We start from the raw sequence: 11,782 nt of genomic DNA on the forward strand, positions 1-11,782 counted from the left end.
AGAAACATTAATTTAAAGGACCGGTTAATTCAGATTGATAAGCTTCCGCTTCCTAAATCTATTTACAGACGAGGAGAACAGCCCTCCACTAAACAGAAATTTTCTGGGTATTTCTCATCTGCATGCGGTTGATCAGGTGTTCGTATACTGAGACCACTATTTTACAGCGAACAGCAATAGCCCTCGCGATTATGGATCAGATCCTGATTCAAATAGAGCAGCGCGTCTAATTGCTAAGAATGCGGGAATTGTTTCCGAGGCTGCTTTCACTATAATCATTGCGCCTCAAGGGAGGGGGAATCCTGATGGCGGGTACCCCGGTTCCTTCAGGCTGTTTGCCGTCTGTTAATCTGACCAAAGTGATTTTCAGAAACCTGATTCAGCTGATTCAAAACTGGTTGTTAAGGCGAGACTTCCTTCCATGAGCTATTACGCACATTTTGTGTCTTTAATCACCAGCGGTTTGATTTTTTTATCAGGCTGTGGCGGCAATACTACTCCCGCTCAGTCTTCGAGCGCTGACTTAATATCTCTACCGGTTGTCAGCAAGGTTGAGCTAACAGATTTACTACAAAACGCAGACAAGCCTGTGTTGATCGAGTTCAGCGTGATGACTGGATGTTTTCGCTGTAATGAGATGCGTCCAGAGGTTAAGCAACTGCGAGAGTTGCTTGCTGGTCGGGTAGAGATGGTTCGCATGGATTTCAATGCAAACCAGGCCTTGGCTTCTTCACTCGGCGCTACTGTTTGTCCCAGTTATGTTTTGTTTTCTAACGGACAACCGCTTTGGACGCAGAATTACCCTGTTTCCGGAGTTGTACTTTGGAGCCGAATCTCAAAGGATTTAAGCACTCGTTCGCTTCAAGCATCTCCTGAAATATCACCTGGAGATGGTTCCAGTTCTTTCTGATTTAAAGATCATTTTTAATTTGTATTGGTTTCCTGGAAGATTCCTCTGGTACTGTCGGATTCTGGTCTGATTAAAACTTGATGTGTCTCGGTCAAATTAACAATTATCGGTAGAGCCGACCCAAGTTTGTCCCCTGATATTTATCACGCCGATACTGAAAGTTTTGCACAGTTTCACCCGCCCATCCAGCGGTGCTGTTTGTCACGACATTCCCTACAAATTCGCGCGAGTTCTCGACACTCTCTTGCTGTGATATACCGAAGATCTCTTCCTTCGGGCACCGTGAATTACCAGAATCTTAGCATGTCCAACAGCAAACGCAGCTATGATCATCGGCTAAAAGAACTTGTTCGATCTACCGGCAATATCGATGTCGCAATTCAACGTGGTGTGGGGATTCAGCCGCGATGTCTGTCATAACGAACAGCCCGGTTTGCAATCCCGTTTATGTGAACTAGACTAGTGGAATGTCGAAAGTATTTGTTACCTGATCGATCTTCCAGTACTGGTCATCGTTCCGTACGGTTCTCTCTCGATCAGACTGTTTTAAAGAAAGTATCTCTGCCATGCGTCATTCCGGAGAGCGAAGTCAATTCGATGAATGGTTGGCTGACATCGACGTATCGCGCGTCATGTGGATCATCCTGTTTGTCATCTTGGGGCTGATCATCGCCTGGGGCATTTTCACGTCCTACTATACCGTGCAGCCGGAAGGTCAAGCCGTGGTCAAGCGGTTTGGCAAAGTGATCGCAATCAAAGATCCGGGCCTGCATTTCAAACTCCCGTTCGGCATCGACGAGCAGGAATTCGTGCCGACGGCGCGCGTGCTTAAACAGGAGTTCGGTTTTCGGACCGCCGCCCAGGAAGGAACCTCTGCCGTTTATCGTAAATCCGAAGAGCATCGCGATGAATCGTTGATGCTGACCGGTGATTTGAAAGTTGTCGACGTGGAGTGGGTTGTACAATACCGCGTGGACGACCCGGACAAGTATCTGCACCGGGTTGAACAGGTCGACAAGACGATTCGGGATATTTCCGAAGCAGTTATGCGGAGAATTGTCGGCAATAACCTGGGAAGTGACGTTTTGACGATCAAGCGTGTCGAAATCGCCTTGAACGCCAAGGAAGAAATCCAGCGTCTACTCGATTCCTTCGACATGGGAGTCCGGGTCGGAACTGTGGAACTACAGGACGTAAACCCACCTGATTCAGTCAAACCAGCATTCAACGAAGTCAACCAGGCCGAACAGGAGAAGGAGCAACTGATCAACGAAGCCGAGAAAAAGCAGAATCAGCAAATCCCGGCCGCACGGGGCAAGGCGAAGCAGGTTGTCGCGACGGCGGAAGGTTATCGGGCTGAACGTGTTAACGGGGCGCTGGGGGAGACATCACGCTTCAAAGCGATCCTGAAAGAATACAAGGTTGCACCAGAAGTGACACGGCGACGAATGTATCTGGAAACACTCGATAAGGTGCTCCCCTCGCTCGGCAAAATTTATGTCATTGAACCGGGAGGCCAATCCCCCATTCCACTGCTTAATTTGGACAAGAATAATCCTGCCCAGAATCGCTAACGCAAATTACCCTTATTGATTTATCATTCTTGTTAGAGGCTTTCCATGTCAATTTCATTTCGGCGGTTCGGCGGATTTCGACAATACCTCATTCCGTTGACGATTGTTCTGATTGTCGTCGTGGCCGTGGTCGCTCGTGCTTCGGTATTTACGATTGATGAAGCGACCCAGGCGATCGTCGTACAATTCGGTGCCCCCGTCGGCGATCCCGTCACCGAGCCCGGGCTCCACTACCGCATTCCCTTCATTCAGGAAGTTCGCAAGTTCGACAAACGCCTGCTTTCCTGGGACGGTGATCCGAATCAGGTTCCTACCGTTGAAGAACAGTTTATTTCTGTTGATACTACTGCGCGCTGGAAGATTGTCGATCCCCTCAAATTCCTGCAAAGTGTGCAGGACGAAGCGGGAGCCCGGAACCGGCTCAATGATATCCTCGATTCAGTCGTGCGCGACAAAATCGCCTCCAGCCCGCTAGTCAATATTGTCCGGTCCAAAGACTGGGAGGTCACGGAAGAAGATCTGCAACGGACCATGACTGGAGAACGGGAAGAAGAGATCCTGCTTCAGAAAGTGGAAATTGGACGGGGCGAAATGGTCCGGGATATTCTCAAAACCGCTCAGCAGCAGATGCCTCAGTACGGGATTGAACTGGTCGACATCCAGATCAAACGGCTCGACTATGTCGAGTCAGTCCAACGGCAGGTCTTTGAACGCATGATTGCCGAACGACAACGAATCGCCGAACAATTTCGGAGTGAAGGTCAGGGGCGCGCCTCGGAGATTGAAGGGGAAACCGAACGCATGCTCGCCGAGATTGAAAGTGAAGCCCAAAAAGAGGCAGAGATCATTCGCGGGGAAGCCGACGCTGAAGTGACCCGCATCTACAGTGAAGCCTTCGGTAGTGACCCGGAGTTCTATAGTTTTCTACGCACACTGGAAAGCTATTCGGAATCCCTCGGCGAAGGCGTCACTGCCATTCTCAGCAGTGACTCCGATTACTTCCGCTACCTCAAGTCGGAAGCTCCGGCTCCGGACGCGGATCAGAATCTCAAAGAAAAAGAAACAGATAAGCAGGAGGATTAGATAATTCGCTTAAGATTCTGGATCTCTAATCCACCCTTAATGCCCCATGATAGCAATACATAAATCTTCACAATCTGGCACGATTTTATGATCGCCTAACCCTCCTGCATAGTGTCAGACTGCACAGGATTAAAATTCTGCTTCCTCAATATCTCCGTCATCTGTAATGCGGCAGGTAAATCACGATGATTCCTCTCGAAGGCGTTGCGCAGCATGAGCGATGGATTGTTCCTCTCGAGTTCGAATGACTAAGATGCGCGCTGTTGAATCCATCTGCGCAATGTCCGAATCGGCCGAGCGCTCCTGATTTTTATCTTCGTCCAGCAAAACATTCAGGGACTGCAATCCTGCACACACACGGCTGCGAAGAGTCCGGGAGTGTTCTCCAATACCGGCCGTGAATATCAATGCATCGACGCCTCCAAGCGTCACTGCGAAAGCGCCAATCGTTGAGCGAATGCGAGTGGCAAACATTTCGATGGCCAGACTCGCCCGCTTGTGGCCAGCGATTGCTGATTGTTCTACTTCCCGAAAATCAGATGATACGCCGGAAATTCCCAGCAGGCCGCTTTGTCGGTTCAGGATTTCGTCAAGGTGATCTCCCTTCATATCGTGCTGCTCCATCAGGTGTAACAAAATACCTGGATCAATGGAGCCGCTGCGCGTTCCCATCATTAAACCTTCCAGGGGAGTAAATCCCATTGTCGTTGCCACGGGCTGTCCCCCCCGAACAGCAGTCGCCGAGCAACCGTTGCCCAGGTGGCAAATGATCAGTCGAAGATTCGAATCATCCTGACGTTCGAGTATCTCAGCAGCACGCTTCGCACAGTAGGCATGACTGATGCCATGAAACCCATAACGGCGAATGCCGTATTCCTCAAACCACTGATAGGGCAGCGGATACACTACCTCATGTCTCGGCAAGGTGGAATAGAAGGCCGTGTCGAATACAGCGATGTGAACTGCATCTGGGAAAACTTTGCGGGCAGCCCCCACTGCGGCTAATGCAGGTGGATTGTGAAGTGGAGCAAGAGTGCTGATCTGCTCCAGCTCTTCACACACACGATCGTCGATCAAAACAGCTTGGTTGAACGCTGGCCCGCCATGGACGATGCGATGACCGACCGCGCTGACTGGTTTATCAAAACCGTTGACAGTCAAGCGATCCAGGATTTCATTGACTGCCATCCGGTAATCAGGGCTTCCCACAAGGGTATGACTGTTTTCGGTTCCCGATGTATGAAAGTGAAACGTGGCGCTAGAGTCGCTGCCATGCCAGTCGATGACGCCTCCAGCGAGTTCTGTTATTGCGGCATCATCAAACAGGGCGTATTTCAACGTGCTTGATCCCGCGTTGAGGACGAGAATACTCATCAGATTTACTGCTCCGCCTGTGGCCAGTTCCATTCACGTATTTCTGGCATGTCCTGTCCATGCTCCGTGATGTACTGCTTGTGTTCAATCAGCTTATTTCGTAATTTCTGCTTGATGTGAGCGGCTTTAGCCCCGAGTTTGGGGACACGGTCGATGACATCTTCTACAAGGTGAAACCGATCCAGGTCATTCAGGACAACCATATCAAACGGTGTCGTGGTCGTGCCTTCTTCCTTGTAGCCGCGCACATGGAGATTCTTATGATTAGTGCGGCGATACGTCAGTCGATGAATCAGCCAGGGATATCCATGAAAAGCAAAGATGATCGGTTTGTCCGTTGTGAACATGATGTCAAATTCCCTGTCAGACAGCCCGTGGGGATGCTCTCTCGGATCTTGCAGCTTCATCAGATTGACGACATTGATGACGCGGACCTTTAACTCCGGGAGCACACGTCGCAGAATATCCACTGCAGCCAGTGTTTCGAGTGTCGGTACATCTCCGCAACAGGCAAGTACCACATCCGGTTCATCTCCGTGGTCGTTGCTGGCCCAGTCCCAGATACTGACGCCGGCAATGCAATGCTCGATCGCCTCGTCAATATTGAGCCATTGTGGCCCTGGTTGTTTGCCTGCCACAATTACATTGACATAATTACGGCTGCGTAAACAATGGTCGGTGACCGAGAGCAGACAATTGGCATCGGGTGGAAGGTAGACGCGAATGATATTGGCTTTTTTATTTACTACATGATCGATAAACCCCGGGTCCTGGTGGCTGAAACCATTATGATCCTGCCGCCAGACATGTGAAGATAACAAATAATTCAGCGATGCAAGCGGTTGTCGCCAGGGAATATGATTGCAAACTTTGAGCCATTTGGCATGCTGATTGAACATGGAATCAATAATGTGGATAAATGCCTCGTAGCAATTAAAAAATCCGTGCCGACCGGTGAGCAGGTAGCCTTCGAGCCAACCCTGGCACTGGTGCTCCGAGAGCATCTCCAATACCCGACCATCTGCAGAAATGTGATCATCACCCGGTAAGGTCTCTCCGACAAAACCGCGATTCGTGACTTCAAACACATCTCCCCAGCGATTTGAGGCGTTCTCATCAGGGCTGAAGATGCGAAAGTTACGGGTTGGCAAGTTCGCTTTCATCACGTCGCGTATGAACTTGCCTTGAACACGCGTGGCTTCTGCCTTGACGCTGCCAGGACTGGATAATTTGACGGCATAGTCTCGAAAGTCAGGGAGACATAGACTTTTCAGTAACTGGCCGCCATTGGCGTGCGGGTTGGCTCCCATCCGTCGTTCACCGTGGGGCACAAGTGCCGTGAGTTCCTGTCGCGGGGCTCCTTGTTCATCAAACAGCTCTGCAGGCTGGTAGCTTTTCATCCATTGCTCGAGCAGTCTTACATGGTCCGGATTCTCGTGCATTTCTCCCATAGGTACCTGGTGACTCCGCCAGTTATCTTCGACTTGCTTTCCATCGATTTCTCGCGGACACGTCCAGCCCTTGGGAGTTCGTAGCACGATCATGGGCCAGCGTGGGCGAGTAGGATCATTGTTCTCCCGCGCCTGTCGTTTGATCTGTTGAATCTCATGAGCCACCTGATCAAGGATTGACGCCATCTGCTGATGCATCTTGTCTGGATCGTCGCCCTCAACATAATACGGTGTGTAACCGTATCCACGCAGTAACTGGTCAAGCTCTTCGTGGCTGATGCGAGCCAACACCGTGGGGTTGGCGATTTTATAACCGTTCAGGTGTAGAATCGGCAGCACGACGCCGTCGTGTATCGGGTTGAGAAACTTGTTGGAATGCCAACTCGTGGCCAGCGGGCCCGTTTCTGCTTCGCCATCGCCTACGATACACGCAACAATCAAATCCGGATTGTCGAAAGCGGCGCCGAACGCGTGTGATAATGCGTAGCCTAATTCGCCTCCTTCGTGAATGCTGCCTGGAGTTTCTGGAGCGACATGGCTGGGAACTCCCCCAGGGAAACTGAACTGTTTAAATAACCGCTGCATTCCAGCTTCATCTTGCGTGATGCTCGGGTAATGTTCGGTATATGTCCCTTCGAGGTATGTGTTGGCCACCAGCCCCGGTCCTCCGTGGCCTGGTCCCGTGATATACATCATGCTCAAGTCGAATTTTTTGATGATGCGATTCAGATGAGCGTACACGAAGTTCAAACCGGGTGTCGTTCCCCAGTGTCCCAGCAGTCTCGGTTTGATATGTTCCTTGCGTAAGGGGGCTTTGAGCAGTGGATTGTCGAATAAATAGATCTGACCCACCGACAGATAATTTGCGGCCCGCCAATAGGCGTCGATCCCATTGAGCTCTTCAGTGCTGAGTGGATTCGACATTTGATTTATCCTCAATTACATGGGTAATAAAATATTAATGTTCGTTAGAAGAACCACGAAGGGGCATTTCTTTGATGACAACCCCGCGTCGGGCGAAAGAAATGCCCTGCTGTGATTTTGTGTCGATCATGACAGCTTCGAGTTCTGACGCAGCAGCTTGGCTTGCTTTCCGTGATCACTTTCGTAACGGAATACGCTGTTTTGCAATCTTTGCATTGCTACTCACTCCTCACGTTGTTCGTGGCCCTGTTGACTTATGTTAAATGGCGCCTGATCACTCACTCTTGATTTCACGGTTTTTTAGTAACTGGTGGCATTCAATACATGATTTCTCCAGACGCAGGACAGCTTCCTGTGCATTGCTGAAATCATTACGGCCAGCGGCAGTGGTCAAATCGCCTACAGCCTGCTGAAAATCTACACTGTGCTTGTCGTAGGATTCGCTTTTCAGAAACCCGCTAATCATCTTACCGTAGCGCTTCATTCGTTTTGCTGACGTCTGCACACGTTCCAGGTCTCCTGCAACCATTTCATCCAGAATGTCATGCATTTCTTTTGACTTGCGGTGCATTACTTGATTTTTGAACCCGTAGCGGCTTGGGGCACTGTCGATTTCACCGGCCTTATGCCAGATCAACTGGATAAACCAAAACAAGAAAGCCCCTGCAGCGGCACTGACTAATATTGTTGCGATCCAGGAACGTACTTGGGATTTTATCGGAGGCTCCCTTTCAACAGATTCAGGAGCGTTGTTGTCATCGGCAAGAATCATCTTATTTTTATCCTCAGCTACAGTGATTCCACTAAAGTCTTCTTGATGACGGTTAGGCCAGGTGTAGTCCAAAGCGATATTTTACGTTACAGCATCCAGCCGTTTGATCCTGCAATAACAGTGAATTCAACACCAATAAAAAGCGTCAAGGTGATATCTTGATTCACGTTTCTATTCCTTCGACATATCTGTCAGTCTTTGCGCGTATGATCCGAAAGATCAGGTGTTTTGATTGGGCTGCATGCTGCGACGCTGAGCCCATTTGCGACGCAACCACTTTTCGAACCCTACAATGACGTAGGCGCCAACACCAGTAAGTAATATTCTCCACCAGGCATCCCAGCCGATGGGAGCAGTGTGGAACAGGTAGTTCATCAGTGGCAGATAAGTGAAAGCGAGTTGCAGGGCCATCATTGTGGCAACCCCGACCACAATCCAGCGATTGGTAAACAGTCCCAGGGCCCACATCGATTTGGTCAGCGAACGGCAGTTGAAGAGATAAAATATTTCAACCATCACAAAAACATTAACGGCGACTGTCCGTGCAGCGGCATCACTCAAACCTTGCCCGAGTGCCCATTCAAAGGAACCAAATGCGCCGACCAGCATGATAAAGCCTACGATACAGATTCGTATAATCAGGACTTTATCAAGAATGGGGATTTTCGGATTGCGGGGTGGCCGACGCATGATACCCGGTTCTTTGGGCTCAAAAGCCAGCATCAGTCCCAGGAGCACGGCAGTGGTCATGTTGATCCACAGGATCTGGACCGGAAGCAAGGGTAAGGTCACCCCTGCGAAGATCGCTGCAAGGATTACGAGCCCTTCACCCATATTCGTGGGCAGCGTCCAGACGATGAATTTCGTGAGATTATCAAACACACCGCGACCTTCCTCCACAGCAGCTTCGATCGTAGCGAAGTTATCGTCAGTCAGAATCATGTCGGCGGCTTCCTTGGCAACTTCTGTCCCTCCCACGCCCATCGCCACACCAATGTCTGCCTGCTTCAGAGCAGGGGCATCATTTACTCCATCCCCAGTCATGGCCACAATGTGACCATTGGTCTGTAACGCCTTGACGAGGCGAAGCTTCTGCTCAGGTGTGGCACGCGCAAAAACACTGACGTTTTCAGCGATGTCAATCAATTCCTGGTCGCTTTTTTCAGCCAGATCCTGGCTGGTCATTACCAGTGGAGCTTGTTCTGTCTCAATTTCGGTCCCATTGAGGCCGATTTTTGTGGCAATTGCCCGGGCCGTGACCGGGTGGTCACCTGTAATCATCTTGATGCGAATACCTGCGTTCTGACATGTCCGTACGGCATCAATCGCCTCCGGCCGTGGTGGATCAATCATGCCCTGTAGTCCCAGAAAGGTGAGATTGGTGATATCACTATGATCGATCTCATTACTCTCGGCTGCTAGCTCTCCTCGCGCAAACGCTAATACCCGGAGTCCTTGTGAAGCCATCTCCTCGAGATGTGACTGGATCACGTCCGAATCCAGAGATGCAGGCTGGTCTTTCGTGTCTAAAGCCAGATTGCATTTGTCGAGGATAACTTCGACTGCTCCTTTCACGTAGACGGGACATGTATCACCAGACTCGTCGTTGTGGAGTGTCGCCATGTATTGATATTGCGATTCAAACGGAATTGAATCGAGCCGCAGCCAACGTTGTTGAACTTGCCATTCGTCTAACCCGGCTTTTCTTGCCGAAACGAGCAGAGCTCCCTCAGTAGGATCACCGTTGACATCCCAGTGAGTTTCCTTCTGCATGAGTGTTGAATCATTGCACAACAAACCTGCCTGCAGACATTGGCGTGCGGCAGCATTATCTGCCAAAGCGACGCCAGACTTGGGATCGAACATGCCGTCGGGACAATAGCCGCTTCCCGATAATTCATATTTCTGGCCTGCAGCGTAGACCTCTCTCACCGTCATTTGATTAACAGTCAATGTGCCCGTTTTGTCAGAGCAGATTGTAGTGGTACTTCCCAGTGTTTCAACAGCGGGTAGCTTTCGGATGATCGCGCGACGGCGTGCCATGCGCGAAACACCAATGGCCAACGTAATTGTTACAGCAGCTGGCAATCCCTCCGGAATCGCCCCGACGGCCAATGCGACCGCTGCCATGAACATGTCAAAGCTCGTTTGGCCCCGCATGACACCAACAGCAAACGTGAGGGCTGCCAATGCCAGGATCACGATCAGCAACAGGCGACTGAATGCGGAGATCTTGCGTGTCAGAGGCGTTTCCAGGACGTCTGCCGTGGACACCAAAGTGCTGATTCGCCCGACTTCAGTTTTTTCGCCTGTAGCAACGACAATTCCCCGACCCTGTCCATATGTAACAAGAGTTGTGGAATACGCCAGGTTTCGTCGCTCAGCGAGGGGAGTGTTAGCGGGTAGCGTCTCAGCAGCCTTGGGCACCGGCGCTGATTCACCTGTCAGCGTTGATTCGTCGATCTGCAGGTCACGACTGCGCATCAGTCGCAGATCGGCTGGAACCTTATCGCCGGACTGTAGCAATATGATGTCGCCTGGAACTAGTTCGACCGATGGAATCAGGTGAATTTCACCACTGCGCAACACCCGTGCTTCAGTGACAGTCATCTTGGAAAGTGCTTCCAGGGCTTTAGCTGCCTTGGATTCCTGCAGGAATCCAATGGTGGCATTGACCAGTACCACTGTGAAGATCACCCCCGCATCAATCCACTCATTTAACGCTGCAGTAATACCACTGGCAACCAGCAGGATATAAATCAGCGGTTGATGGAACTGCAGGAGAAATGTGATCAGCGGACTATGCCCGTCGCGCACCGGGATTGCGTTGGGACCAAACCGTTCTCTGCGGGATTCAACCTCGAATCGGTCCAGCCCTTTTTGCGGATCGCTGTCTAGCAGCGTAATAATCTCTTCCGCATCGAGCTGGTGTAAATGTTTTTCGAATAGTATCTCCATGGTATACCTTCATTATTCGAGCAGTTTCACAGCATCTTGAGGTAACGCAGCTAACTGGAAAAGGACAGAAGCATTTTTAGCCGTTTTCCAGTAGCCATTGAACAGCGGAGCGGGACATCTCAGCGGCATTGTTGAGGCCCAGTTTGCGTTTGATGTTGTTGCGGTGGGAATCAATGGTGTGGGGGCTCAGGAAGAGTTGCTCTGCGATCATACCACTGGTGAGACCTTCACCAATCAGCCGGAAGATTTCGAGTTCTCGATCGGTCAGACTTTCGATTGGGGTTTTGGTTGCGTCTACACCATCCAGTGACTGCTTGATCAGCCTGCGGCTGATATCAGGGCTCACAAAGTGTTCTCCGCGCAGCACAGTGTGAATCGCATCGATTACTTTTTCATTTGATTCCTGCTTGTTCAGGTAGCCCAGCGCTCCTGCGCGCAGAGCGCGCTCTGCATACAGTGACTCCTGAAACCCGGAAACAACGAGCGTCTTGACGTTGGGGTGTCTCAGTTTGATCTGCTTGACGAGCTCGATACCATGCCCGCTTTTCAGTGCGATATCAACAAGTACCAGATCAGGACTTAATTCAAAAACCAGTGAAATGGCTTCCTCTTCGGTGCCTGCTTCACCACAGACCTCCATGTCATCCTGAAAATTGATGCGCGTTGCCAGGGCTTCCCGGACCAAGGGATGATCATCGACGATCAGGATTCTCGCAGGCATGTTTTGCGTAGACAT

Annotated in this window: 8 protein-coding genes; 3 read left to right on the forward strand and 5 right to left on the reverse strand. The window is 50.6% G+C overall.

The annotated features are described in order from the left end of the window. The first annotated feature begins 421 nt into the window (after window positions 1–421). The 3 genes from RID21_RS14740 (at window position 422) to hflC (ending at window position 3,567) form a co-directional block, all read left to right on the forward strand. Window positions 422–910 carry a thioredoxin family protein gene (locus tag RID21_RS14740; RefSeq protein WP_350190065.1) on the forward strand — a complete coding sequence of 163 codons (489 nt, stop codon included), beginning with the start codon at window positions 422–424 and terminating at the stop codon, window positions 908–910. 566 nt (window positions 911–1,476) lie between these two features. Then, window positions 1,477–2,484, forward strand: a complete 1,008-nt coding sequence (gene hflK, locus RID21_RS14745) for an FtsH protease activity modulator HflK (RefSeq protein WP_350190067.1) — start codon at window positions 1,477–1,479, stop codon at window positions 2,482–2,484. Between the two features lie 45 nt (window positions 2,485–2,529). Then, window positions 2,530–3,567, forward strand: a complete 1,038-nt coding sequence (gene hflC, locus RID21_RS14750; RefSeq protein ID WP_350190069.1) for a protease modulator HflC — start codon at window positions 2,530–2,532, stop codon at window positions 3,565–3,567. Window positions 3,568–3,747: 180 nt separating this feature from the next. Here hflC and RID21_RS14755 read toward each other — a convergent pair whose 3' ends face one another. From RID21_RS14755 to RID21_RS14775, 5 genes are all read right to left on the reverse strand, one after another. Beyond that, window positions 3,748–4,974 carry an acetate/propionate family kinase gene (locus RID21_RS14755; protein ID WP_350190071.1) on the reverse strand — a complete coding sequence of 409 codons (1,227 nt, stop codon included), beginning with the start codon at window positions 4,972–4,974 and terminating at the stop codon, window positions 3,748–3,750. Beyond that, window positions 4,947–7,316, reverse strand: coding sequence for a phosphoketolase family protein (locus RID21_RS14760; protein WP_350190073.1), 2,370 nt, complete (start codon window positions 7,314–7,316; stop codon window positions 4,947–4,949). The genes RID21_RS14755 and RID21_RS14760 overlap by 28 nt, the downstream gene beginning before the upstream one ends. Window positions 7,317–7,590: 274 nt before the next feature. Beyond that, a complete protein-coding gene (locus RID21_RS14765) occupies window positions 7,591–8,088 on the reverse strand; it encodes a hypothetical protein (protein ID WP_350190075.1) in 498 nt (165 codons plus the stop codon). Between the two features lie 219 nt (window positions 8,089–8,307). Beyond that, complete coding sequence (locus RID21_RS14770; protein WP_350190077.1) at window positions 8,308–11,046, reverse strand: cation-transporting P-type ATPase; 2,739 nt, start codon at window positions 11,044–11,046, stop codon at window positions 8,308–8,310. A gap of 76 nt (window positions 11,047–11,122) precedes the next feature. After that, entirely contained in the window at window positions 11,123–11,782 is a 660-nt protein-coding gene (locus tag RID21_RS14775; protein WP_350190079.1) for a response regulator, read from the reverse strand.

It is taken from the genome of Gimesia sp., assembly GCF_040219335.1.
GTDB lineage: Bacteria > Planctomycetota > Planctomycetia > Planctomycetales > Planctomycetaceae > Gimesia.

What these genes read in the sequence shown, in the direction of transcription:
- RID21_RS14755 (WP_350190071.1), bottom strand. Translation starts at nt 4,974, where the DNA reads ATGGAACTGGCCACAGGCGGAGCAGTAAATCTGATGAGTATTCTCGTC.
- hflC (WP_350190069.1), top strand. Translation starts at nt 2,530, where the DNA reads ATGTCAATTTCATTTCGGCGGTTCGGCGGATTTCGACAATACCTCATT.
- RID21_RS14760 (WP_350190073.1), bottom strand. Translation starts at nt 7,316, where the DNA reads ATGTCGAATCCACTCAGCACTGAAGAGCTCAATGGGATCGACGCCTAT.
- RID21_RS14775 (WP_350190079.1), bottom strand. Translation starts at nt 11,782, where the DNA reads ATGTCTACGCAAAACATGCCTGCGAGAATCCTGATCGTCGATGATCAT.
- RID21_RS14740 (WP_350190065.1), top strand. Translation starts at nt 422, where the DNA reads ATGAGCTATTACGCACATTTTGTGTCTTTAATCACCAGCGGTTTGATT.
- RID21_RS14770 (WP_350190077.1), bottom strand. Translation starts at nt 11,046, where the DNA reads ATGGAGATACTATTCGAAAAACATTTACACCAGCTCGATGCGGAAGAG.
- hflK (WP_350190067.1), top strand. Translation starts at nt 1,477, where the DNA reads ATGCGTCATTCCGGAGAGCGAAGTCAATTCGATGAATGGTTGGCTGAC.
- RID21_RS14765 (WP_350190075.1), bottom strand. Translation starts at nt 8,088, where the DNA reads ATGATTCTTGCCGATGACAACAACGCTCCTGAATCTGTTGAAAGGGAG.